We start from the raw sequence: 26,165 nt of genomic DNA on the forward strand, positions 1-26,165 counted from the left end.
TTAGCATATGAAAAAATATGATAACAGTGTACTTCTAAATAATCGATACATTACTTTTATTATGCCATAAAAATAAAGATTTTTAAACATTGTTTTTATAAGGTACTTGCAAAAATATTCAACATTTTGTAACCATTGATTAGGTGGTAGCTTTTTTTGCATAGATTCAATCTGAATTGCTTGTGATAAGAGAATTTAAAATAGTAAAAAGAGCCGTGCCGAAACTATGCTCTTCAACACAGACTCTCTCGCCTTGAATTATGTACACGAACATTAAATTGCGGTTTCAAACACCACACATTGGTTGCGGCCTTGCCGTTTAGCCCGGTACAAAGCGCTGTCAGCCTCCTGAAATGCATCCTGGCAAGTCAGTCCTTGCTGCTTGAGTGCCACCCCGATACTGATAGTGACTTTGACCCGCTCCCCATGATGGAAAAAATCGCAGCTGCTTACCTGAAAGCGGAGGCGCTCAGCAATTTTAAACCCCAGTTCCAAAGATGTTCCCGGTAAAACCAGCGCGAATTCCTCGCCGCCATAGCGGAAAGCCATATCTTTACTACGAATATTCATTCTGATAATATTGCCGATGGTTGTCAGCACCTGATCCCCAAACAAATGGCCATAAGCATCATTGAGTTGCTTAAAATGGTCAATATCGACAATTAACAGGGCATATTGCTGTAAATCAGCCGTTTTTTCCAAATAGGAGCGATGGTTCAGCAAGCCTGTCAGCTCATCGGTATGGGCTAGTTTATAGTGCCGGGCATTTTCCCGCATAAGCTGGGCAATTTGTCCTTCCTGCTGCTGCTGGCTTTCAGCAACCCGCAGCATATAAACAGTAGTAAAGGATACCACGGCAAACGCAATAATATTATAAATGTGCTCCAGCCAAAAAGCAGCTGTAAAGGCTCCTGCCACCAATGAATGAGCGGCCATATACACAAACGAAACAACCGCAACCATTCGCCAGACCCGGCTGCGCCCGCCCCTGAGTACCATGCGCATCAACAGCAAATGATATAAGACTTCACTATGCAAAGCCCCAGCCAGCGTAAAACCCGCACACAATGCCAAATTGAAAACAAGTTCACCCAATTGCAGTTTAGGTCGCTGCCAGCAAAAAACCAAGTTATACATAATATGCGTAACCGCTAAGGCAACAACTACCAGCCACTGCGGGCCGGAGATTGCCACAGCAGCTATCATGCTGAATAAGGCGGAAATACTGCTCATGCGCCTGACAATAATTTGCAGTTGTGAGGCGGGATCACCCCATATTCGTATCACCAACATGCGCTTGGCAAAACTCACGAACCTCAAGCTCCTTTACCTGCAGAGGTATAGTATATACTTTGCTAATAGTACTATCTTATCATATTCACAAAATAAAAAGTTAAAAATTTTCTGTTATTTTCTAGAAAATCCAAACGCAAATTCCCTTATAATTTTACAAAAATCGACATAAGTTAAGTGCCAGTAATACAGCGTTGTATGGCGGCCGTCCGGCCGGCCCTCGTACCGGCATCTTCTTTATAAGGCTTCAGGGGGCGCGCAAACGTATATATTTTTGTTAGACATAAAGAAAACACGGCTTGCACCGAGCTGAAGTTATATTTTCTGTTGGGATAAAAAATCGACCCAGTGTATCGTGTACACAGGGTCGATCCAGTTACGCTTTTTGTTGACTATAGTATTGAGCCACTTTCGCAAAGGCATTGCCGCTGGCGGCAATGGTTGCATCTATATCAGCCTGCGAATGTGCTCCAGACATAAAAGCGGCTTCAAATTGTGACGGTGCCAGATAAATTCCCTGTTCCAGCATGGCATGGAAGAAAATATTAAAGGCGGCTATATCCGACTGTTTGGCACTGGCATAATCATAGACCGGGGTTTCACTAAAGAATAGGCCAAACATCGTGCCAAGCTGATGGAATTGGAAGTTAAAGCCATGTTTCTCTGCCTGTGCCTTGATACCGGCACATAACGCAGCTGTCATTTTCGTCACATCTTCGTAGAAGGTTTCGGTTTGCATTAACAGGTGCAAGGTGGCAATCCCTGCCGTCATAGCCAGCGGATTGCCGCTTAATGTCCCGGCCTGGTAAACCGGCCCGGACGGCGCTATGAGCTCCATAATATCCCTGCGGCCGCCATAGGCAGCAACAGGCAGGCCGCCGCCGATAACTTTGCCCAAACAGGTAAGGTCGGGTGTAATATTAAATACTTCCTGGGCTCCGCCATAGGCTACCCGAAAACCGGACATGACCTCATCAAAGATCAGCAGAGCACCATGTTTTTCAGTAATGTCCCGTACTGCTTCCAGATAACCGGGGCGCGGCAGAACCATCCCCATATTGCCGGGTACGGGTTCAATAATGACAGCGGCAATATCCTCACCCTGTTTTTCAAATATCGCCGCCAAACCTGCCGCATCATTATACTCTACTGTCAGAGTATTGCTGGCAATGCTATCAGGCACCCCCGGACTGTCCGGCACACCGAAGGTAGCAGCGCCTGACCCGGCTTTAATCAACAGACTGTCATGATGACCATGATAACAGCCGATAAATTTGACGATTTTATTGCGTTTCGTATAGGCCCGGGCCAGTCTGAGAGCGCTCATAGTGGCTTCGGTACCGGAGTTGACAAAGCGGACAAGTTCCATAGAGGGTACGGCTTCGGTAATCAGCCGCGCCAACTCGGTTTCAAGCAGAGTAGGAGCACCGTAGCTAGTGCCGCGCATTAAAGCCTCGGTTAATTCGCCGATTACTTCCGGATGCGCGTGGCCCAAAATCATGGGACCCCAGGAACCAACATAGTCGATATAGGAATTACCGTCAATATCATAAATCCGGCTGCCTGCCGCTTTGGCAATGAACGGCGGCGTACCGCCAACACCCCGGAAGGAACGGACCGGACTGTTGACACCGCCGGGAATATAGCGCTTAGCCTCCGCAAAGGCAGTTGCTGATTTCTCTAATGTAAAATTCATGCCATTCTAACTCCTTTCAAACAGAAACGTTATAACCACCGCACAGCGTCAAGAGCATGGTAGGTAATAATAATATCCGCACCGGCGCGCCTCATCCCCAGCAGTGTCTCCATAACCAACCGCTGTTCGTCAATCAGCCCTTGAGCCGCCGCTGCCTTAACCATGGCATATTCGCCACTCACATTATAAGCAACAACCGGCAGCAGGAACCGGTCTTTTACCTGCCGGACAATATCAAGGTAAGCCAAAGCAGGCTTAACGATAACAAGATCGGCGCCTTCTTCGATGTCCAGCGCCACTTCTTTTAGCGCTTCCCGGGAGTTAGCCGGATCCATCTGGTAGGCCCGCCGGTCACCAAACTGGGGAGCCGAATCGGCGGCCGCCCGGAATGGCCCGTAATAGGCAGAAGCATATTTAGCGGCATAGGACATGATGCTTACATCACTATAGCCACCGGCATCAAGTCCGGTCCGGATGGCAGCCACCCGGCCGTCCATCATATCGGAAGGCGCCACCATGTCGGCACCGGCCTTGGCATGACTTAAGGCAACCGCAGCCAGCAGCGGCAGCGTCGGATCATTATCCACTTTATGTCCGTTTAACAGGCCGCAATGCCCATGATCGGTATACTGGCACAAACAGACATCACTAATGACAACAAGTTCAGGCACCGCCTTTTTGATGGCTAAAATAGCCTGCTGTACCGGGCTCTTCATATCCCAGGCACTGCTGCCGCGCTCGTCTTTGTATTCAGGCAGGCCAAATACCAGCACAGCAGGTATGCCCAGAGCATATACTTCCCGTGCCAATTCAACGGCCATGTCCGGCGACAGATGGTAGTTGCCCGGCAGCGAGGAAATTTCTTTTTTCACTTTGGTGCCTGGTACGACAAATATTGGGTAGACCAGGTTGTCAGGTGTCAAAGCCGTCTCTCTCACCATATTGCGGATGCCGCTGGTAGCTCTCAGCCGCCGGGGACGATATACCATGGACATAATATAATTCCTCCTTGTGTGCTGCATCCGTTGATATGCTTCATATTATCGCTGGCTGCAGCACTAACTATATAGTAGCCGGCAAAGCCTTGCAGGCGTTACCGGCAGCATATCCGGAAAAATTCTAGCCGATTCCATATAAGGTGGTAATGGCTTCAATGAGACCTTTAATCGTATATTCCTCGGCAATAATGTCAGGCTTGATGCCGTGAGTCAAACAGGTCTCGGCGGTAATCGGGCCGATACAGGCCACTTTGGCTTTGGCAACCAGCCGGGCACCGTCCTGTCCCAGCAATGCCAACAGGTTGGTAACGGTGGATGAGCTGGTAAATGTAACCAGATCAATGCTGCCTGCCGCTAAAGCAGCAGCCAGCTCCTGGCCGTCGGTATCGCCGGTAACGGTACGGTAAGCGGGGGCAACATTGACGCAGGCTCCCAGCTCGGTCAGCTTTTCCGGCAGAATATCCCTGGCAACCAGGGCCCGGGGAATAAGTACTTTCATACTGGGCGTTATATGGGGTTTCAGCGCCTCAATAACGCCTTCGGCTCTGAATTCGGCCGGAATGATATCGGCGACAATCCCATAGCCTTTAAGTCTGGCGGCGGTCGGCGAGCCGATAGCGGCCACTTTGGCTTTAATGGCTCTGGTATCCAGTCCGGCGGCTGCCATACGGGAAAAGAAATGCTCCACGCCATTCACGCTGGTAAAGATCAGCCAATCATATTCCTGTAGACAGGCAATAGCCGCATCAAGCGGTTCATAGCTTGCCGGCGGCACAATCTTTATGGCCGGAGCTTCCATACAGTCGGCACCCAGCTTGGCTAAACCGTCAGTAAGGACGCTGGCTTGTTCGCGCGCCCGGGTAACCAGCACTTTTTTGCCAAACAGAGGCTTATTGTCAAACCAGGCTAATTTGTCGCGCAGGGTGACAACCTGACCGACAATGAAGATGGCCGGCGGCTTTAAGCCTCTGGCGGCAACATCGCCGGCAGCCGTCCCAACGGTGGTCACCAGCACTTCCTGTTCCGGTTTGGTGCCCCAGCGGATGACAGCGGCCGGAGTGTCGGCCGGACGGCCATGTTCAACGAGCTTGGCAGTAATATGGGGCAGATTTTCCACCCCCATGAGAAACACCAGGGTATCTACCGCAGTAGCCAGCTTATCCCACTTCATGCCGGATTCGCCCTTGGTCGGATCTTCATGACCGGTAATAACGGCAAAGGAGGTGGCAATCCCCCGATGGGTTACCGGAATACCGGCATAGGCTGGTACGGAGATAGCCGAAGTAATACCAGGCACCACCTCAAAAGGAATACCGTTAGCCAAGAGAGTGAGGGCCTCTTCTCCCCCACGCCCGAAAACAAACGGATCACCACCTTTGAGACGGACAACAATTTTATTCTCTTTAGCCTTATCCACCAGCAGTTGGTTGATATCCTCCTGCCGCATGGTATGGTCACTGGAAGCCTTTCCTACATAGATGAGTTCAACATTGGGCCGGGCCTGATCCAGCAGGCGGTCATCGGCCAGCCGGTCATACACGATAGTATCGGCTTGTTTAATACATTCTATGGCTTTCAAACTAATCAGCCCGTAATCCCCGGGACCGGCACCGACTAAGTAGACAATTGGCTGGTTCATAGAATCCTCCCCTACATCTCCCCGGCAAATAGTTTTGCCAATATTTCACGCCCGCCGTTGTCAAGCATGCGTACAGCCAGAGTATGTCCCAGCAAGCTAGCGTCTGCCGGACTGCCGTCAATAGCATCATGCACAGCTTCCTGGCCGTCAGGCGACATAATAACGGCTTGCAAGCTTAGCTGTCCTGTTGCTTTGATCTCTCCGTAAACACCGATCGGTATCTGGCAGCCACCCTCGACTTCTGCCAGAAAGGTCCGCTCCGCCAGGGTGGCCTGCCGGGTTGGCTCATGATTTAAAAACGCCAGCAAGGCAAGCGTCTCCGGATCATCTTCCCGCGCTTCAATGGCCAAAGCTCCCTGACCAACTGCCGGCAGGCAAATATCCTGCGGCAAAATCTGAGTAATATGTTCATCCCAGCCCAAGCGCCTGAGGCCGGCCACCGCCAGCAAGATGGCGTCAAGTTTCTCGGTTGTCAGTTTTTTCAGGCGGGTATCCAAATTGCCCCGCAGATCAACAATGGTAAGATCCGGACGGACGTTCAGGAGCTGGGCTTTGCGCCGCAGGCTGGAGGTTCCTACCCTCGCGTGAGCCGGCAGGTTATCCAGTGTTTTATATTGAGGACTAATTAAAGCATCACCGGGATCAACCCGGTCGGTAACGGCGGCCAGCACCAGCCCCTCCGGCAATTCGGTGGGCATATCTTTCAGACTGTGTACCGCTAAGTCGATTTCACCGCTCAGCATGGCCACCTCTAGTTCTTTGGTAAACAAACCCTTACCGCCGATTTTGGCTAACGGCACATCCAGGATTCTATCACCGGTTGTTACCATATGTTTCAGTTCTATTGCTATTTCCGGGTAGCGCTCACGCAAACAGGCGGCTATATGCTGGGCCTGCCAGAGAGCCAGCTTACTACCGCGCGTACCGATGACAAGTTTTTGCTTCACTATCTTGTTCCTCTCCTCGATGACCTGCCCGCTCCCGCACCATATCCATGGAATGGTCCAACTGAAACATGTTGCGAAGAGCATCCTGGTAGTAATATTCCTTATCCGTACCGGCGGCTTCGTTAAGCCTGATAATGGGATCACGCAGCAATTTCCGCACAATCATTTTCGACATGTTTTCCACAATGCGCCGTTCCTCAGCCGTAATGTCCGGCAGCTTCGCCATCGCCCGCTTAACCTCGCGCTGCCGGATGCGTTCAGCTTTGTCGGTCAGGCGGGCAAGGGTAGGCTGGTAGGCCAGATAGCGAAACCGGGCAATAATACAGGCCATTTCCTCGTCAATCAGTTGCTCAGCCGCAGCCGCCTCTTGTTCCCGCTCGCGCAAATTGGATTCCACCACCGCTTCCAAAGCGTCAATGTTGTAGAGAGTCACACCGGCGATGGCCTCAACCTCGGGTTCAATATCACGCGGCACAGCAATATCAATGAACAAAATCGGCCGTCCCTTTCGTTTGGGCATCAGGTGGGCGACATCCCAGGTGCGGATAATGTAGTGGGGAGCACCGGTGGAAGTAATGACGATATCGGCGTCCACCGCACATTTCATAAAGTGTTCAAACGGCACGGCCACTCCCCGGAACTTGTCCGCCAAAGCCTCGGCCCTGTCCAGGTTGCGGTTGGACACAAATACGGTTTTCACCCCGCTCGCCACCAGGTACCGGGCTGTCAGCTCGCTCATCTCACCGGCCCCTAATACCAGCACGTTGGAATCTGACAAATCCCCCAGCACTTTCTTAGCCAGTTCAACGGCGGCATAACTTACCGACACGGCATTATAAGCAATGCGGGTTGCTGTACGCACCTTCTTGCCAACAGCAATCGCCCGGTTAAACAGTGTATTTAGCACCGTACTGGTAGCACCTGACGTCCGGGCGAGAGTATAGGCCGTTTTTACCTGGCTTAATATTTGGCCTTCACCGAGCACCAGCGAATCCAGACTGGAGCTCACCCGGAACAGGTGCCTAATACATTCTTCTGCCTGAAAATAAAATAAATAATCATAGCTGGTCTCAGCCAGCACTCCCGGCGACATATGATCAAGAAACTCCTGCATGACCGGTAAAGCATCATCAGAATCTTCTACAACAGCATACATCTCTGTCCGGTTGCAGGTAGACAAAATGACGCATTCACGAATATCATCATATTCATGAATACGTTTGTAAGCCGCCTTGATTTGCTCTTCGGAAAAGGAGAAGCATTCTCGAACTTCTACCGGGGCGGTTCTATGGTTCAGTCCTAATACAACAAGCTGCATGGCGCATTCTCTCCTCTGCTTCGCTAAACTTGCCTTTTCTAAGCAAATCAAGCACCTCTTGATCAATGGTTTCCCGCCAGAATTTTTCCCGGGCTTTGGCTGTTGCCAGCCGCTTTTTCATCTCCGGCCTCAGCTTGGCAAGCAGCTCCAGATATTGACCGTACTCCGGTCCATACCTTGCAGCTATTTCCTCCCGCAGCCGTCTGGCTAAAACAGGACTGGCGCCGCCTGTTGATACGGTAATCAGCAAATCGCCCTGGGCAATGTGTGCCGGCACATAAAAATCAGACAACTCGGGCGCATCGGCAATATTAACCATGGCTCCTGCCGCCCGTGCGGCCTCGGCTGCCTGACGGTTTATCTCCCGCTGGTCGGTGGCGCAGAATACCAGAAAAAAGTTATGTAAATCACCATCAACATAGACACGCGGCGTCCAGCACAAGCCGCCTGCTTCCTGCAACGCACTAAGCCCGGGCGTCAATACCGGACTAAATACCGTGACCTCAGCCCCGGCGGCGATAAGTGCCGCTGCTTTCCGCTCAGCTACTGCCCCACCACCGACAACCGCACAACGCCGACCGGTTAATTTTAAATTAATTGGGTACACTTGCATACATTCACGTCCCGGATTACGTTATAGTTTCACAAATATTTTATCATACTTCGCGATTAAATGGTAATTTCCTTTAACTTGCAATAATAAAAACCGCTGAGTCACGGGGCGCCGTTATGTATAAGCGAAGGGTAATTGCCAGCGGCGCAGCGCTTTATGACGGTCGCCCGCGCGGATCTTGTGTGGTACACAAAACTTATAAGGCAAGATCGCTGCGCAATCTTGCCTATCATACCGTCCTTGTCTGCCACCTTCAATCGGTTGTTGGCGCAGGCGGCAGTTGCTTGTTCGGTATGCCGAAATAAGCTTCCAATACCCGGCGGGTAACCGGTACGGCGGCCACAGAAGCATCACCGCCTTCTTCCACGAGAACAGCCATGGCAATTTCCGGCTTTTCGGCCGGAGCATAACAAGCAAACCAGGAATGGGTAGTACCTCTGCCGGTTTCTGCCGAACCGGATTTTCCGGCTATTGTTTGCGGAAAGTCTTTGAATGCGGCGGCACCGGTGCCACGGGTGGTAACTGCAATCAATCCTTGCCGCACAGTGTCCCACACTTCAGGCCGCAGATAGATTGTCCATAAAACCTCAGGCGGCAAACTTGCGGCAAGACTGCCCTCCGGTGTCAGCACTTGGTCAACAAGCCTTGGCTTATAGACAATACCACCGTTGGCTACAGCCATAGTCAAGAGCGCCTGCTGCAACGGTGTTGCCAGATAATAGCCCTGACCAATGGCGGCAATCAACGTTTCTCCCGGATACCAGGGCTCACCATAATTGGCCTGTTTCCACTCAATATAAGGTACTATTCCCTTCACTTCCCCTGCCAGCTTAATTCCGGTGGCTTTGCCCAAGCCAAAGGTTAAAGCATATGCTGCCAGGTTATCCGCCCCCAGACGGCGCCCCAGTTCGTAAAATACCGGGTCGCTCGATAAGGACAAACCGTCAACTATGTTTAACTTACCAAGGCCTTTAACATTCCAGCCGTAAAAGCGCCAGCCATTTAGTACATAAACACCTCTATCGTCAAATATCTCCTGCGGCGTGGTAAGGTTCATCTCCAGCGCCGCGGCGGCGGTAACAATTTTAAATACCGAACCAGGCGGATAGGCGTTTTGGATAGCCCGGTTGTTTAACGGATGATCAGGATTGGCAATCAGCTCATTCCAGGCTTTACTGCTAATGCCTCCCGCAAACAGATTGGGATTAAAGGGCGGATTGCTGGCCATTACCAATACACCGCCGGTGTTGACATCAAGCACAACCACACTGCCACCCTTGGCAGGTTCACCGATCGTACGGCTGGCTGCCACCTGAGCGGCCAGCGCTTCTTCTGCCGCTTTTTGCAGATTCGCATCAAGGGTTAATACCAGTCCCCGGCCGGTAACAGACGGCCGGTTCCCCAGAGGGCGGACTTCTTCGCCGCTGGCGTTAACTTCTGACTGCCGGCTACCGTCCGTACCGCGCAGCACTTCCTCCCATTCCCGCTCCAAACCGTCCTTGCCAACTAAGTCGGCAGGGTGGTATCCCTGTTCTTTGTTCCTGGCATATTCCTCCTGGCTAATTCTGCCGACAAACCCCAGCACATGGGAAGCCAGTTCTTCATAGACATACTGCCTGACAGGTATGGCTTCAAGGACTACTCCGGGCAGATAATACTGGCGCTCCTGTATCCTGGCAATCATGACATCATCGGCATTGCGTTGTATCCGTACCGGTGTATACGGAAAGTCAATACTGTCTGCCAATAATTGATTAATCTCCTCAACCGCCACACCGGTAATGGATGCGAGCAGCGGCGTAGCTTCCTGCGGATTGGTATATTCATGAGGAACAATGGAAACGGCAAAACTTGGTCTGCTGCTTACAAGAATTTCGCCATTCCTGTCATATATGACACCACGCGGCGCCTGGACGCTGATTTGCCGGGTACGGTTCTGTTCGGCATTTTTTTTGTAATGAGCTCCCTGGAGCAGTTGCAGCCATACCAGCCGGAGCACCAATAGGCTAACAATGCCAACAACAACAAGGCCCACTATCTTAAGACGGCGGATTTGCTCAATCCACATCTACTGTCCCCTCTTCCTGTATGCGGTAAATACATCCATAGTATCCCATAATAAACAAAAAAAATAGCTTAGCTGCTGCTTTTGCAGAAGCTAAGCTACGATTGGCGCCGGGAAACAGTTTTATTTTTTCTTACCGGTTCACATAATCTTTGCCCACAATTATTTTTACTACATTGGCTTTGCTATCGTCATTATTTACCTGGAGCGCATAACGGAAAGGCAAACCAGCTAACTGACTGCCGGCTTCACTGCTGTTAGCGATCACTACCGTATTTTTGTTGGCAGCGCTAATCCCCGCCACACTGATAACATCATGGCCCTGACTCCTAAGCTCTGCTGCCATTTGGTTGCCGGCTTCCGGAGTACCGCTGGCATTAACTACTTCAAACTTCAGCTTGCCGCTATCTGCTGCCGGAGTTTTGGTTTTTGCCGGGGGTTTGGGTTCCGGCACCCTGGTTTTTTTCGTGTCTTTTGGCTTGTCAGGAGCTTTTGGATTGGTTATGGCCGGTTTTTTCGGATCTTTTTCCTTCAGATCTTTTTCCTCCGGATCTTCGGGATCTTTCAGGGTATTCTTTTTCGAATCTTTTTCATCTACTGCCGGTTTCTTCGGTACTTCAACAATCTTCATTTCCTGCGGGATGGAGCGTTCATACTGGCTGGCCAGCGTACGCGCTGCAGACACAAATTTTCCATCTGTCGTCATCCCCTGAGATGAAGCCACATAGTTTCGTAGCTCAACAATATCCGGCAGCCAATAACTAATATCGTGAATATAGGCCGGTTTTCCCGGAACCATCTCGGTCTTTAAACCGGCCTTGGCGGCATCATTTAACAGTTTTGCCAGATTCAGCATTTCTGCGGTTGTCAAATCAGTCTGAAGGGCGTCGGTTACTTCCCGGATGATACCCGGTATCCTTGGCAGGATAAAGGGACTGGCAACTTCATTAAGCATGGCCTTAACAAATTTCTGCTGGCGATCAATCCGGCCAATATCTCCCTCTTCATCGCGATACCGCACATATTTAATGGCGGTACGCCCGTCCATTTGCTGTTCACCCGGCTTAAGGTCAATGACCAGATTATCATAAGGATCTTCGTAGTACATGCGTTTTTCGACATCAATAGTAACACCGCCTACAGCATCAACAATTTTATTGAAAGCGGCAAAATTAATAATGGCGTAATAATCCATAGGAATGCCCAGCAAATCCTCAACAGCGCGCTGAGAGAGCTTATGACCGCCTAGAGCATAGGCATGATTAATTTTATCCCAGCCATGGCCGGGAATCCTGACTCTGGTATCACGCGGCACCGACAATAGTGCCACTTGGTTTGTCGACGTATCTACAGTAACAACAAACAGAGTATCTGAGCGTCCGACATCGTCACTGCGCTCATCGACACCCATTACCAGGATGTTGACTTTATTGGGCAGCCCTGCGACACCGGCACCGGTTTTCCGGGCTTTTTCAAACTTGCCGCCTGTTGACCAGTAGTAGGTCGCACCAGCCACAGTGACAAATAACAGCAAACACGTTATTATCAATAAAAACCGGCTGCGCCGGGATTTGCGCTGTTCGACAAGCCGTTTTTCGAGACGCGATGATGTCATTAACACAATCACCCCTTCGTCGTCTTTTGCAAAATATAGTACATAAAGAAACACGGCTTGCGCCGAGCCTGTGGCGACGGTGGAAGCCGATATTGATCCTGTTTTTAAGAAAGATTCCACTTTCTGTTAGGATAACAAGACAAGCCCCCTAGCAACGGGGGCTTGTTTGAAGTATAGCAAAATATGTAGTTTTACGTCAAGGACTTTTTTGTCAGATTACAGTTTATCCTGAAACTAAATCTAGTTTGTCGGTAACTGCTTTTATTTTTCCTGCCATAGTAAGTTCTTTATCCCGCCGGTCATCAATCCTAATGGTGGTTGATACCCGCTGAGCCCCTGCGGCAAAGGGTGTATCATGCATTTGGCGGATAACCTCCAGGATTCGGTTCAGGTCACCTTCGATAATAGTCGACATCGGCGTCAACTGGTAGTTGAGATCCGTAGCCTGCTCAAGTATTTTGTGGCACCCGGCCACATATTGACTAACACTTGGCGAACCGGTACCTAAAGGAACAATAGTGACTTCGACAACACTCATACTCTCGCCTCCAATATTGATTATTATTAGTATTCTTTCTTTACAAAAAAATACCTGCCACATTTGTGGCAGGTGCCGACATTACTTGCCTTTGGGGAACTTTTTATCAATAATCCCCCAAATCTCCGGCTGTTCCTGCCCCAGGCGCCAGATAGCAATGCCGGCAGGATTATATTTAGCGACAATATCCAGCTTAGCCGCCGTGCTTTTGTCATTTTCAAACCAAACTTCGTGGTCTTTGTATTTGAACCAGGGAGCTTGGGCTTTATCATCATAGTTTATCTTTGCACCATGTTTTTCCGCCAAGACAATGGCATCAACATATTTTATCGTTTCTCCCTTTTTACCAACCCAATCATAGCCGTACGCACTCACGCCGATAATTACTTTATGGGGCCCGCCAGACTGCTCAATGGCGTATTTGATGTTTTTCTCATACCAGTCAACCGGAGCAACCGGCCCGGGTTCTGAAGTGGCCCAGTGATTATCATAAGTCATAATCTGTAGAAAATCGGCATTTTTAGCCAGATTAGGATAGTCATAGGCACCGGCAACGTCTTCGGCGACTTCTACCCGCGGAAATACCGACACAATAACCACCTTATTGATGGCTTTCATTTTAGGGTACAATTCCGTCATAAAGGCAGTTAGGTTGTCTTTATGCTTAGGCGGCAGCAGTTCAAAGTCGATATTGATACCGTCATAGCCTTTTTCCTGTACCAGTTTCACAATACTGTCAGTTACCTTTGTCCGCACTGCCGGGTCGCCCAGCACAGCATCGGTGGAACCTGTTTTATTAGTGACCAGCGGGTACATGCTAAGTCCAAGCTGCCGGGCGGTATCATACACCAGTTGACTATCCTTGGCCTCCAGGGTACCTTCTTTAGTGGCCTTAAACCAGAAGGGCCCTACTCCCGTCATACTGTTAGCATGGGCCTTCATGCTGGGAAATGAGCCTGACTGATCCGGAGTGCCCGGCCAGGGATTTTCATAATACCCAATTACCATGCGTGGTGGCATGGGCACATTGTCGGGAGCCATCTGACCGGTCCGGTCCTCATTTTGACCGGTCTGATCGTCATTTAAAGGTTTAGGGGCCGGTGTGCCGGTACCACAGCCGCCGGCAAAAACGGCAGCCATAATAAACAGGATCAGGAGAACGCTGCTAAGGACTTTGTAGTACATCTTATTACGCAAAACTGTCACCCTTTCCGCTACTATAGTTGAATTCTTCAACCTTAGTATTGGCAGGGTGACAGTTCTTATGCCTGCAATTTTTTGAAGTTTTGTTGAAAACTGTCTGCTAAGCCTTAGGATTACTCGGCAGCCAAAAACAATAAACCTTCAAGAAATTTCTTTATATTAATTTTCCCCCGATAGGAGCCTTTACCCTGAATGAAGGCCATCTCCTGCCTGATTTCTTTAAAATCAAACAAAGCGCCGCTGTACATTTCAAACTTGTCGTTATGGTAGTCTTCTATCCCCATATTGGCTACATTCTGCATAGCCTTGGCAATAGCCCGCCGCACCCGCTGCTCAATGGTCTTAACATCCTGGCCGATCTCCTGGGATAATTCCTGATACAGTTCATGCAGCTGATACGATTGGCTATGCCCGTCGGCCAGACGCAAATTTACCAATTGAGCCAGTTGATGAATATTTTTCACTCCGGCTTCCCCGATAATTCCCAGATCGGAAAAAACCCGGTTCAGCCTGTTCTTCTTGGTATTATCGTCAGGTGCTACCGCCCGGCCGCCAGGGCCAACATAACGGGCCGTTGTTTGGGAAATAAGCGACATGACCTGCCTGAGACGCCGGCTTTCCTCTACCTTACCAATAACCGATACGATCTCCAAAACGTTAATGGGTTTATGAATATAAAAATCAATGCCGGTCTGGTACGCTTTGGTTATCATCGGCTGGCTGGTACTTTCGGAAATCATAATCCAGGAGGTTTCTATCTTAGTTTCTTTGAGTTTTCTGATTAGCTCAACGCCATCCTGCCCGGGCAGCAGTAAGTCCACCAAGGCTACGTCGGGGGCATATTCGGTAATGATTGACTCGGCTTGTAATCCATCACCACATTCAGCTACTACAGTTCCCAATTTGTACTTTTCAATAATATTGCTCATAATCTTGCGAACGCTCGGATCATCTTCAATAATAACAAAACGCACTTCTTCACACCCCTATTAGATTGGCCTGGTTAGTCCGCCTCGCTTACCTCCAGGTTGGTCAATGGCAATGATACAGTAAAGACAGTCTTTCCCGGTTTGGAAGTTAACGTAACTTCCCCCCCCAGCGATTCCGTCAAATTCTTTACATGGCTTAGTCCCAGTCCTGTTGACATCTGACCGGTAACTTCCGAAAATTTAGTAGAATATCCTGGTGCAAAAACCACCTCTACATCTTCCGGGCTAATGCCCGGACCGTTGTCTGCAACGGCAAGGTGCAGTTTGCCGCCGCTGTACCTTGCCGTCACCGTGATAATGCCTGCCGGTTCGACTGCTTCGACAGCATTGATGATCAGGTTGTTCAGGATGGAAACAACGGCATAATATTTATCGGTAACCACTTCTCCATAATAGATAAACGAAATGGAGACAGGTTTGTCCAAACTATTGATATACCGCCTGGTATTTTGTTCGATAATCTGAAAAAATTCAGACAGTGGCAGCCCCTCTTTCCTTACGGCCACATCTAAGATTTCCTCGATCCCTCTGGCCACCCGGTAATAGTCTTTCTTGACTTCATGAATGTCGCGGGCAATGGCCAGCGCCCGGGCGGAGGGTGATTCGGGCCGGACCAGTTCGCCCGGTTGCGCTGCATTGAGGGTTTGATACAGGGTATAGCCTTTTTCCATGACCAATTCAATATCGGCAGAGGATTTCTTTAGGTAAAACAGTTCTGCCTTAAGCTTGGCAATAATAAAAATTAATTCGGCATAACGGGCGGCATGAGCTTCGGCCAGCACAAAATCGCGATAACGTTTCATCAAATAATACCCAATCACAATTAAAATGGAACGCGCGATACCGACTGCCACCAGACTGGTCAAAATAGTTTCCAGACTGCGCCCGCCCGGTTCCTGGCGAATCATGAGCTCCACACAGTTGCTGGCAATATCGCAGATACTGAGCAGCAGGATAAGTGCCGGAATATTGCCTCGATAATCACGTACCTTGAAAACGCTAAACAGCAGTCCATAAGCCAAATAATAGCTAAAAGCCGGCACATTGTGCCAAAAAGCACTCAGCAGCGACTCCTCAAGAAACGGATATTTAATCAGAATACGAAATAAGAGCATAACCCCGCCGGCCGAGACTGCGATACTGATAATCGGCAGCCTTCTAAAATACAAGAGCAGTGTGGCCAGCACAACCACACCCAGGGTAAACCGGAAATGACCATCAAAGGGATGGGTAAAGATCAAACCGGTCATGCTGACCAGCAAAATAACATGGAGTATCATACTGAATAATCCCCGCCCAGTCCCTGCCGGCAAACCTCAATAAAATTGGCCAGTACCCTTGCAGTTAATCCCCAAATGACATAATGCTTGTATTGATAGAAAAGCAACGGGTATTTTGCCCGCCGGCGGTATCCCTGGGGGTAATCCGGCGGCAGGAGATCAAAGGGAAAACCTGCCAACGGTTTGGTTGCCATTTCCATAGAGGCTATCCGCGGCTTAGCGGCAAACAGGAAATCCAGCGGTACAGTAAAGACTTCCGCTACTTCGTCAGCGTTGGGAGCAAGCGGCAAAGCCGCTGATATATGCACAGCATAAGGATATATCAGAACACCAATAGGGCTAACCAGAAAATCCAGCGTACCCAAGACCTGAATCGTCTCCCTTTTTATGCCAAGCTCCTCCACCGTCTCGCGCAAAGCCGCCTGCAGCGGATTGGTATCATGGGCTTCAATCCGGCCGCCGGGAAAGCAAATTTCTCCAGGTTGACGGTTGAGCTTGCCTGAACGCACTTCAAATAACACAGACGGTTCGCCGTCGACGTCAATTAGCGGCACCGTAACCGCCGATTGTAAATAATCTTCCGCATTGGCAAATTTGCCTGCCTGACCGTGCAGGACACTAACCAGCGCCTTTCTTATTGTATCGCTATTCATAGCAGTCTCACCTCTTAACTTAGGGGAAATCTTTGTTATATCCAATATCATCATTATAGCAAGCGCAATATTCGTCCTGCAATCGGCATCCTAAAGTACTAAAGTTCTATCTTTCCCTCTAAACCTGAAGTAATTACCTTTTTTCCGTCAGTTGTTATAAAAATGGCTTCTGTCCCCGGATATTGCCTGAGCAGTTCCCGTCCTTTCTCAACTCCCAGCACCAGCATGGCTGTACTTAGTATATCCACATGGTTCTCCGAGTTAGCTACAATCGTAATACTGGCAACTTCCTGCGGCTGATAGCCGGTACGCGGGTCGAGGATATGCGAGTACCGCACACCGTCTTTGATAAAAAAGCGTTGGTAATCGCCGGACGTTTCCAGCACATCCCAGTCACTTAAGGACAGTTTAGCGGCAATGCCCTCCGAGTCGCGAGGGTCTTGCACACCAAGACGCCACGGCTGACCGTCCGGCCGCTTGCCAATAATCCGGACATCGCCCCCGGCGTTTACCAACGCCGACTTTACCCCATGGGCTTTTAGCGCTTCAACGGCCTTCCGGTTAGCATACCCTTTGCCTACCGCTCCTAAATCAATCCGCATACCCGCTTTAGGCAAAAATACCGTATTGGCCTGATCATCAATCTCCAGCAACCGGAAGTTGACCAGCGGCAACCGGGCCTGAATCTCAGCATCACTTGGCACAAAATCCCCTTTGTGGCCGATACCCCATAATTCTGTTAAAGCGCCAATGGTTACGTCAAACGCACCGTCAAGCTGCTCGGAACGGCTGCGGGCCAGCTTCAGCATGGCAATCACATCCGGGTCCACCTGTACCTTTTCCTTACCTGCTGCCTGATTAATCTTTGACACCTGACTGGTTTCATCAAACCTGTTTGTCAATTCATTAATCCGCTTAAATTCAGCAAATGCCGCTTTGGTCCCTGCCTCGCTGTCCGGACCATATGCGGTTATCTCAATAATGGTATCCATGAGAAACTGTGTTTCCTTATACGGCTTGGGAGCAAACAGACTCCCGGTGGAACAGCCTGCACTAAAAATAAGCAGAGAAATTAACAATACACCTGTTAGTAAACGACTTACCTTATTCATAATTATAATAGCCTCCAGCCCAGTCTTTTGCAGTCACTTTCCTACTATTCTGCCCCCATTAGACAAAAACCTGCAAACTGTCAGATATAAAAAGACCCCAGCTTGGATTGGCAATAAGTTCCCGCCAATCCAAGACGGGGTCTTTTTATCGTGTATACTTGACACAACCGGCGACAGACCCCGAATGATACATTCATTCTGCCACCGATCGGCTATGTATACTTTATTCTGAATTTATTATAACATCAGTGTATACAAAAATCAATCTGAATTTTTGAGCCGATAAATACATTTGTCTTTATGTACGACACAGACATGTTTCATGCACTTGTTTCAGAATAGCGTAAACCTTGAGAATTCAGCTATAAAGTCTATTTTATCCAAATGAGCACTGCCTATAGAGACAGGAGTATTGACTCGCTATACAGGACAAAATAAGCCGGCACCAAAAAGGCGCCGGCTTATTTGTAAGTAGCAGATTCATGAATATGGAGTTAACAGCTACAACTATCGTTGTCGCCACAGCAGCAGAGCAGCAGTATTATGATTATAATGATCACAACCCATGAGTTACCACGGCCTCCGCCACCACAACCATCAAAACCAAAGCCCATATAAACTTCCTCCTTCCACATAGCTGTCAATTTGGGGATTAATCAATGTATACTATGCGGCAGCCGTTCATTTAGCCACTGGCAATCTTATCCGAAAATGCTTTTGCACAGGATTATCGCTCAGAAATACCAAGAGGCATTTTAGCTATATAATCGGCAAGGGCCTCCTGCCAACAGCGAAAATAATCGCCGCCGCTAAGCTCCAGCATATAGTTGCGTAACACGGAATAGCGGGGCCGCAAAGCGGCTGCGGCAAAAGTGCCTGTGCTCACCGGCTGCACCACTGTTGGCAGACCGGCAAGCCTTAGAATTTCCTGCGCAAAATCATACCAGGTACAATAACCGCCGTTTGACAGATGATATGTGCCGAATCCGTCGGTTTCAATAAGCGCCATAATGCCTTGTGCCAAATCGGCGGCATAGGTAGGTGTTCCTGTCTGGTCATTGACAACAGTCAGATATTCCCGCTCGCGGGCCAGCTTCAGTATGGTTCGGACAAAATTATGCCCATCACCATACAGCCACGAGGTTCTTACAATAAAAAGCCGAGGGCAGATTCGCGCAGCAATGAATTCACCCTCCAGCTTGCTCCTGCCATAAACATTTAGAGGATTAGGGCAGTCAAACTCAGTATAAGGCCGGCTTTGCCGGCCATCAAAAACATAATCGGAACTGAGATATACCAACTTGCTGTCATACTGCAGGCAGGCAGCGGCAATATTGCGGGTGCCAATAACATTTACCCGGAATGCTTCCTCCGGGGCGGCCTCTGCAGCGTCAACTGCAGTATAGGCTGCAGCATGAATTACCGCATCCGGTCTGACTTGATGAAAAATGCTATGAACCTGAGCTAAGTTGGTAACATCCAGTGCGTGCGATTCCAGTATAACCAGCTGACCGGCAAACGAGCCGGCTAACGCGGCAAACGCCCGCCCAAGCTGGCCGGCGCCGCCGGTAACAATGATTTTCATATTGCCACCTGTCTACTCATATTTAATAAGATCTTCCCTTGCGATCTCACTAAGACACCGGTACTGTTTATCCTTGTCTGACAGTATTGGTTCAGAAACCGGCCAGGTAATATTTAATCCCGGATCATTCCAGCATACTCCTTTTTCACTTGCAGGTGAATAAAACGCAGTACACTTATAGGCAAATAATACAGTGTCACTTACAGCGCAAAATCCATGGGCAAAACCTTCGGGGATATACAATTGCCGGCGGTTAAGCGCCGATAACAGTACCCCGACCCATTGGCCGAAAGTCGGTGAACCGTACCGGATATCCACAGCAACATCAAATACTTCGCCCTGCAGCACATATACCAGTTTCCCTTGTGGATTTGGCTGCTGATAATGAAGTCCCCGCAAAACTCCTTTTGAAGATAATGAGAGATTATCCTGCACAAAATTTGCGGTAATTCCCGCTTGTACATACTGAGCAAAGTTCCAGGTTTCCAGGAAAAAGCCCCGGCTGTCCTCATAGACTGCCGGTTCAATAATTTTTACCTCAGGTAAAACCGTGCTATAACACTTCATCAGCCGCCTCCCCCTGCGCAAGTGTCAGCAAATACTTGCCATAGCCGTTGTTGCGGTAGGCATTGGCAATGGTTATTAAATGCTGAACAGAAATAAAGCCCATCCGGAAAGCAACCTCCTCGGGGCATGCAATTTTCAACCCTTGTCTTTGCTCAATGGTTTCGATGAAGTTTGCCGCCTGGAGCAGAGTGGTATGCGTTCCGGTATCCAGCCACGCATACCCTCGCCCCAAACGTTCAACACCAAGCAGCCCTTGGCTAAGGTACAGCCTGTTTATATCGGTAATCTCCAGCTCTCCCCTGGCGCTTGGCCTGAGGCATTTTGCCATATCAACAACTTGAGTATCATAAAAATACAGGCCTGTTACTGCATAATTTGATTTAGGCTGCCTGGGCTTTTCTTCAATACTGATGGCATTTCCGTTCTTATCAAACTCGACTACGCCATACTGCTGCGGGTTACTGACCCAATACCCAAAAACAGTCGCCCCGCTGCTCCTAGCCGCCGCCTGCTGGAGTTTAACTGCCAGGCCGTCACCATAAAAGATGTTGTCCCCCAATACCAGGGCGCAGCCTTGGTCCCCTATGAAATTACGGCCGATAAGAAACGCCTGGGCGATTCCTTCCGGCCGCGGCTGTGCCGCATAACAGATGCTTATTCCCCATTGGCTTCCATCCTTGAGAAGTTCTTGATATAAAGGCAAGTCCTGCGGTGTCGAAATAACCTGGATATCTCTTATCCCTGCCAGCATCAGCGTTGTCAGCGGGTAATAAACCATGGGTTTATCATATATCGGCATAAGCTGCTTGCTGATTACTTTGGTCAGCGGATACAGCCGTGTCCCTGAACCGCCGGCCAGGATAATCCCTTTTTTAATCATACTCCACACCCCTAACCGTTAATTAGCTCTGGTAACTGCCGGTTCTAACGCCTTCACACCAGTCCGGGTTAGCCAGGTACCAGGCAACCGTCTTGCCCAGACCGGTCGCAAAGGATTCCCGTGGAGTCCAGCCAAGCTGAGCTTTCAGTTTCGAAGCGTCAATAGCATAGCGGCGGTCGTGGCCCGGACGGTCGTGGACAAAAGTAATGAGTTCCCGGTAACTGCCGCCATTTTGGCGGGGCCGCATTGTATCCAGCAAGTCGCAAATGGCTTCAACCACCTGCAAATTGGTTTTTTCATTATTGCCGCCAACATTATAGACTTCTCCGGGACGGCCCTGTGCCAGCACTTTCAAAATGGCGCTGCAATGATCTGTCACAAACAGCCAATCCCGGATATTGCTGCCATCACCATATACAGGCAGCGGCTCGCCGCCCAGTGCAGTAAATATCATCAGCGGAATGAGCTTTTCCGGAAATTGATATGGCCCGTAATTATTCGAACAGTTGGTAATCAGCACCGGCAAGCCGTAGGTATGAAAATAAGCCCGCACCAGATGATCGGCGGCAGCCTTGGAGGCCGAATACGGTGAGTTGGGCGCATACCGGCTTGTTTCGGTAAAGCAGCCGGCCGGTCCCAGCGAGCCATATACTTCATCGGTGGATATGTGTACAAAGCGAAATGCAGCCTGCTTGGCCGAATCCTGCTGCGACCAATAAGCACGCACCCCCTCCAATAGCTCAAATGTGCCTACAATGTTGGTCTGGATAAACTCTCCGGGGCCGTCAATTGACCGGTCTACATGGGATTCTGCCGCCAGATGGACAACTCCGTCCGGCTGGTATTGGGCAAGTATTTGTTTGATCAGCGGCCGGTCCTGGATGGAGCCTTTAATAAAGCTGTGCCGGGGATGGTGGAGTATAGCTTTTATATTGGTTAGATTGCCTGCATAGGTTAGCTTATCAAGGTTAACAATGTTTAAATTGGTATTAGCCATAACATAATGAACTAAATTACTGCCGATAAAACCGGCCCCGCCTGTAATAAGCAATGTCCGCACGTACTATCACTCCCGGGTAAATAAAATTATCCAGCCGGCAGAGCGCCTCCGCCGTTTGCTTTGGCTGCTGTAACAATGTACTGATAAGTCCGATACTGAGCCGCCAACTGAGGATTTCCCATCAGAGCGGTTAATGCCTGGATAAAATGTTTATCGGTTTCGCTCTCGTGAATATAGGTTTGGTGATATCCGGCCAATTGATAACCTGTGCTTGTAAACATCCTGTCAATCTCGCTCAGAGTGAAAAAACGCATATGTGTTTTATCTAAAATACCGGCATCCACATATCGCCATTGGCCTTGCAGCAAACTCTGAATTACACTAACATGCATAACATTGGGGATGCTGGCCAAAATCCGGCCACCGGCTTGCAAATATGGTTCTACATTTTTCAGTGCCTGCCAGGGATCTACCAAATGCTCCAGAACATCGGCAAAAATAATATAATCAAAATATCCTTTAGGGTAAGGCAGTGTTGCCTTCTCAATATCTGCAGCTATCACATCGGCAAACAAACCGGCACTGGCGGCGGCCTGTTCATTAAACTCTATACCAGCCAGTTCGGCTTTAGCATAAATATTCTTTATTTGCAGCAGTGTACCGCCGCAGGCACAGCCTACCTCTAACACCTTTATCGGCTGGTCTTTGGGTTTATCGATTAAATTAACGATTTCATTCCTGATATATGTCGAATATATGGAGTCAAATCCCCATTTGGCAGCGAATTTACTGCGATTGTCGGCGTGAGACAACACCTGGCCGGAATTATGGATAAAAGTATCTTTGCACAGAAAAAGTGTATAGCCTGCTAATCGTATTCGAAACGAATAATCATCATCTTCCATACCTCCGGGAGTAAAGGCCTCGTCGAATAAACCAACCTTGTCGATTACTTCCTTTTTAATCAGCATACAATACCCGGCCAGCTTTACCCTTTCTTCCCATTTGCCGGGGGCGGATTGATTATGGCTTTTTGCATATACCTGCATTTCTTCCATATTGTTATAACCGCCCCATACGGCCTGATAATAGGGTGCAATGTTGGTGACCGGCGCCACTGCACCGATTTTTTCATGGCTGTAAAGGCAGGCAAGCAAATTGCAAAGCCACCCCTGGGTAACAACAGCATCCTGTTTCAGCAGCAGGACAGTATCGCCGTCAGCCAGCCTGATTGCTTGATTATAGCCTGCCGGCAAGCCAACATTCTGGTCATTATATATTGTTGTTACCTCCTGCTGGGTCTTTAACCACTGCACAGTACCATCATCGGAATTATTATCTACGACAATAATCTCATATTGGCCTGATTCGGTATAATTGCGGATACTTTCAATACACCGCTGCAAATATTCCTGTTGATTATGAGTCAGAATCACAATACTTGTTTTCATAAACGTCCCCTTACTGATTACTCGAAAAATTTATCGCTTCGGTATAGTAAGCTACTAACATACTATGCCGTACCCACAGAAAAATGGAAGCCCTGACCTTGAAGATATTGCTAACCAAACCTTGAACGGTTTAATCCCGATACATTCTGAAAATACGTCCAGACAACATCACTGCCGTCTGCAGGCTGCTGCCGGATACTCCGTATCCCGCCCGGTTCATGCCTGTCAGGCAGAAGCGAGTATAGCTGCCGCAAATGCCCGGTCCACTCCGTGAAATGCTGCTTGTGTATCCTGGTGCTAACAGCCCCCTGAGCGGCGCGGTAAGCTTCATCAAGCACCAGTCTGTCTATAACAGCCAGCAGCTCTCCCCTACTGTGAAAATGGGTTTTTACAATATCCGGTGCTATGTCCTCACAGAAATGTGCGGCAATATCAACCGCTAATCCGACAACCGGAATCCCCAGTACTGCCGCTGCCAGCGCTTCGTCGGCTGACCCGAGGGGCAGCGAGTCTACATAGACATCGGCCGCACTATAAAACCGGACCAAGTCCTGTTGCCCGGCAAAAGTCCTGATTCGTCCATTACTTTCACTCTTAAGCCGTGCCCATTCTCCCGCCTCAGGCGGGCCTACAACCAAAATTTCAACCTGTTGCTGTCGATTAACGATTTCTCCAAGCAGCTTAGCAAAGTTATATTCACCGCAAGGCAGCAGTTTATAAGGTGGCGCAATTGTTAAAAGCACGATCTTATCCGGTTCGATGCCCAGAGCCGCCTTGGCTGTTTCTCTGGCTTGCAATTCCGGCGACGGCCCTAACGGCACCGGCAAAACATAAGATGCAGCAGCACTTCGCCGCTTTTGCGTTATGAATTGTCCGCCGGCCCTATGCTCTGCAACAAGATCAGCCACAGTCATCCCCAGGCTGAACGCATGATCGGCATGATTGACAAACACCACCGGCGGACCGCCAGCAATACCAAAGGCCACCGTGGGGACCGGATCATGAGGATGAATATGCAACACAACTATATCGGCCCACATATTAGCCACAGCATGCAGCAGCCTTGCTCTTTGGCTTAGAGTCAGATTCTGCGTATCCAGCGTATTATACCAACCGCCGGAGGCAAGCGCCGACTTTGCCAGACCGGGAGGATTGGTTGTGCTGTGTAGGGTAACTAGTAAGGAATGAACAGATTCGGTATCCATATCTATCCAGCGCGCGAGTGTTGCCGTATGTCCGCCGCCGAAATATCCCTGGCTTAACACATGTAAAATATTTCTTTTTTGCGGGTCTGGTTTGGGTATGGCAATAGCCGGATTAGCTGCCTGACTATGGAGTTTTTGCGCAAGTTTCCCCAGTACACCCTCCAGCTTAGCGGAAGCAAAAAAGCCAGGATGAGAATGATGAGCACCATCGGCTGCCTGTTTGGCCAGCAGCATAGCTTTTTCTCCGTTTCCTGACAGTAATGCGAACTCTGCTTGCTCTGCTAAAAGCCAAAAATTACGTTCATTATTTTTCATCAGCTGTTGATAATAGCCAACTTCATGCTGATAGCCAATCCATTTTCTTAAACCTAAGTCCCGGGTCGGCTCATATGGCGCAATGCAGTGCGGCTCCTTGCCCCATTTAGCTGTAAACTTTTGCCGGTTGCTTGCCAGCAGATTGTTGAAGCAAGTATTGTCCTCACCAAAGGAAACACTGCCAAAATGATGAATAAAGGTATCCCGGCAAAGCAGTAACCGGTAACCTGCCTTTCTGATCCGTACACTATAATCATCGTCTTCATAATTGCCGGGTGAAAAAGCTTCATCTAATAAACCGATTTTAGCAATTACTTCTGCTTTGATTAGCATACAGTAGCCAACAAGCCGTGTTCTTTCCTCCCAAAGCTTAGGATCAGAATTGTTCATATAATCGGCAAAACGTATCATTTCCTCAATACTGGAATATTCGCAAGGAATGCTTTGGAAATTTGAGCAGGAGTTCGTAACGGCCCCGACTGCGCCAATATCCTCAGCACTAAACAAACACTGCTTAAGATTGTCTAACCACCGGGGCGTTACGACAGTATCATTATTTAATAAAAGTATGCTGTCACCCCTGGCTGCCTTAATTCCCTGATTGCAACCTGCAGGAAAACCGACATTCTCACTATTTAAAATTAATTGGATATCCTGCTGGCTCTTTAGCCACTCCACCGTGCCATCGGCTGAATTATTGTCTACAACAATGATTTCATAAGCATCCGGCTCCGTATATTGCCTGATGCTTTCAATACATAACATATTATAATCAAGCTTATTATACGTTAAGATAACGATACTGGTCAGACCTTGATCCTTCGAGCGGCTCACACCATTGCCCTCCTCTGAACTATTGGTTCGGCATACTGTTTCGCTGCACCCCGATACCGTACGAGCTCTGATAACCAAGACGCCACTAAAATCAGACTTTTGGTGTCTTTTTACTTATATGCTTCCAGTCTTTAAAATGCAAACAAAATCATCACTATTTGTGGTTTCTTTTTGCCAATCGATAAGAAAACACGGCTTGCACTGAGCCTTTGGCGACAGTGGAAGCCGATGTTGCCCTTATCCTGTTCTTAAGAAAGTTATACTTTCTGTTAGGACAAAGAAGGACTGACCCAACTTACGGGTCAGTCCTTCGGCTTTGTTACGGTTTCATCAGCAAATTACTGTAATACAGCATAAAAAAGGTCCACT

General features: G+C 49.0%; 21 protein-coding genes. All 21 read right to left on the reverse strand.

From position 1 onward, the window contains the following. Nucleotides 1-273: 273 nt before the first annotated feature. The 21 genes from SPSPH_RS20310 to SPSPH_RS20410 all read right to left on the reverse strand — a co-directional run bounded on the left by SPSPH_RS20310 (nt 274) and on the right by SPSPH_RS20410 (nt 25,796). Complete coding sequence (locus tag SPSPH_RS20310) at nt 274-1,311, reverse strand: GGDEF domain-containing protein (protein ID WP_075758048.1); 1,038 nt, start codon at nt 1,309-1,311, stop codon at nt 274-276. A 358-nt stretch (nt 1,312-1,669) separates the two neighbouring features. Then, on the reverse strand, nt 1,670-2,989 hold the full coding sequence (gene hemL / locus SPSPH_RS20315; protein ID WP_075758047.1) for a glutamate-1-semialdehyde 2,1-aminomutase: 1,320 nt from the start codon (nt 2,987-2,989) through the stop codon (nt 1,670-1,672). 29 nt (nt 2,990-3,018) lie between these two features. Continuing rightward, nucleotides 3,019-3,984: a porphobilinogen synthase gene (hemB, locus tag SPSPH_RS20320; protein ID WP_075758046.1), complete on the reverse strand. Its 966-nt coding sequence runs from the start codon at nt 3,982-3,984 to the stop codon at nt 3,019-3,021. A gap of 124 nt (nt 3,985-4,108) precedes the next feature. Continuing rightward, nucleotides 4,109-5,626 carry a uroporphyrinogen-III C-methyltransferase gene (cobA, locus tag SPSPH_RS20325; RefSeq protein ID WP_075758045.1) on the reverse strand — a complete coding sequence of 506 codons (1,518 nt, stop codon included), beginning with the start codon at nt 5,624-5,626 and terminating at the stop codon, nt 4,109-4,111. An 11-nt stretch (nt 5,627-5,637) separates the two neighbouring features. After that, the gene (gene hemC / locus SPSPH_RS20330) at nt 5,638-6,573 is read right to left on the reverse strand and encodes a hydroxymethylbilane synthase (RefSeq protein WP_288185398.1); all 936 of its coding nucleotides are present in this window, start codon (nt 6,571-6,573) and stop codon (nt 5,638-5,640) included. Next, complete coding sequence (gene hemA, locus SPSPH_RS20335) at nt 6,539-7,891, reverse strand: glutamyl-tRNA reductase (protein ID WP_075758044.1); 1,353 nt, start codon at nt 7,889-7,891, stop codon at nt 6,539-6,541. The genes hemC and hemA overlap by 35 nt, the downstream gene beginning before the upstream one ends. Further along, a complete protein-coding gene (locus SPSPH_RS20340; protein WP_075758043.1) occupies nt 7,860-8,504 on the reverse strand; it encodes a precorrin-2 dehydrogenase/sirohydrochlorin ferrochelatase family protein in 645 nt (214 codons plus the stop codon). The genes hemA and SPSPH_RS20340 overlap by 32 nt, the downstream gene beginning before the upstream one ends. Before the next feature lie 253 nt (nt 8,505-8,757). Beyond that, the gene (gene mrdA / locus SPSPH_RS20345) at nt 8,758-10,572 is read right to left on the reverse strand and encodes a penicillin-binding protein 2 (RefSeq protein WP_075758042.1); all 1,815 of its coding nucleotides are present in this window, start codon (nt 10,570-10,572) and stop codon (nt 8,758-8,760) included. Between the two features lie 130 nt (nt 10,573-10,702). After that, complete coding sequence (locus tag SPSPH_RS20350) at nt 10,703-12,184, reverse strand: LCP family protein (protein ID WP_075758103.1); 1,482 nt, start codon at nt 12,182-12,184, stop codon at nt 10,703-10,705. A 223-nt stretch (nt 12,185-12,407) separates the two neighbouring features. Beyond that, nucleotides 12,408-12,722, reverse strand: coding sequence for an MTH1187 family thiamine-binding protein (locus tag SPSPH_RS20355; RefSeq protein WP_075758041.1), 315 nt, complete (start codon nt 12,720-12,722; stop codon nt 12,408-12,410). A gap of 81 nt (nt 12,723-12,803) precedes the next feature. After that, nucleotides 12,804-13,928 carry a glycosyl hydrolase family 18 protein gene (locus SPSPH_RS20360; RefSeq protein WP_075758040.1) on the reverse strand — a complete coding sequence of 375 codons (1,125 nt, stop codon included), beginning with the start codon at nt 13,926-13,928 and terminating at the stop codon, nt 12,804-12,806. A gap of 110 nt (nt 13,929-14,038) precedes the next feature. Next, entirely contained in the window at nt 14,039-14,899 is an 861-nt protein-coding gene (locus SPSPH_RS20365) for a response regulator (RefSeq protein WP_075758039.1), read from the reverse strand. Between the two features lie 29 nt (nt 14,900-14,928). Further along, complete coding sequence (locus SPSPH_RS20370; protein ID WP_075758038.1) at nt 14,929-16,194, reverse strand: ATP-binding protein; 1,266 nt, start codon at nt 16,192-16,194, stop codon at nt 14,929-14,931. After that, nucleotides 16,191-16,847: an NUDIX hydrolase gene (locus SPSPH_RS20375; RefSeq protein ID WP_083945742.1), complete on the reverse strand. Its 657-nt coding sequence runs from the start codon at nt 16,845-16,847 to the stop codon at nt 16,191-16,193. The genes SPSPH_RS20370 and SPSPH_RS20375 overlap by 4 nt, the downstream gene beginning before the upstream one ends. Before the next feature lie 98 nt (nt 16,848-16,945). Then, nucleotides 16,946-17,959: an FAD:protein FMN transferase gene (locus SPSPH_RS20380; protein ID WP_075758037.1), complete on the reverse strand. Its 1,014-nt coding sequence runs from the start codon at nt 17,957-17,959 to the stop codon at nt 16,946-16,948. A 727-nt stretch (nt 17,960-18,686) separates the two neighbouring features. After that, nucleotides 18,687-19,544: a dTDP-4-dehydrorhamnose reductase gene (gene rfbD, locus SPSPH_RS20385; protein ID WP_075758036.1), complete on the reverse strand. Its 858-nt coding sequence runs from the start codon at nt 19,542-19,544 to the stop codon at nt 18,687-18,689. Nucleotides 19,545-19,556: 12 nt separating this feature from the next. After that, nucleotides 19,557-20,111 carry a dTDP-4-dehydrorhamnose 3,5-epimerase gene (gene rfbC / locus SPSPH_RS20390; protein ID WP_075758035.1) on the reverse strand — a complete coding sequence of 185 codons (555 nt, stop codon included), beginning with the start codon at nt 20,109-20,111 and terminating at the stop codon, nt 19,557-19,559. Continuing rightward, a complete protein-coding gene (gene rfbA / locus SPSPH_RS20395) occupies nt 20,098-20,991 on the reverse strand; it encodes a glucose-1-phosphate thymidylyltransferase RfbA (RefSeq protein WP_075758034.1) in 894 nt (297 codons plus the stop codon). Before rfbA ends, rfbC begins: the two co-directional genes overlap by 14 nt. 22 nt (nt 20,992-21,013) lie before the next feature. Further along, nucleotides 21,014-22,051 carry a dTDP-glucose 4,6-dehydratase gene (gene rfbB / locus SPSPH_RS20400; protein WP_075758033.1) on the reverse strand — a complete coding sequence of 346 codons (1,038 nt, stop codon included), beginning with the start codon at nt 22,049-22,051 and terminating at the stop codon, nt 21,014-21,016. Between the two features lie 26 nt (nt 22,052-22,077). After that, nucleotides 22,078-23,442, reverse strand: coding sequence for a bifunctional glycosyltransferase family 2 protein/class I SAM-dependent methyltransferase (locus tag SPSPH_RS20405; protein ID WP_075758032.1), 1,365 nt, complete (start codon nt 23,440-23,442; stop codon nt 22,078-22,080). A gap of 110 nt (nt 23,443-23,552) precedes the next feature. After that, entirely contained in the window at nt 23,553-25,796 is a 2,244-nt protein-coding gene (locus tag SPSPH_RS20410) for a glycosyltransferase (RefSeq protein WP_075758031.1), read from the reverse strand. Between the last annotated feature and the right edge of the window lie 369 nt (nt 25,797-26,165).

The sequence above is a fragment of the Sporomusa sphaeroides DSM 2875 genome, assembly GCF_001941975.2.
Lineage (GTDB): Bacteria > Bacillota > Negativicutes > Sporomusales > Sporomusaceae > Sporomusa > Sporomusa sphaeroides.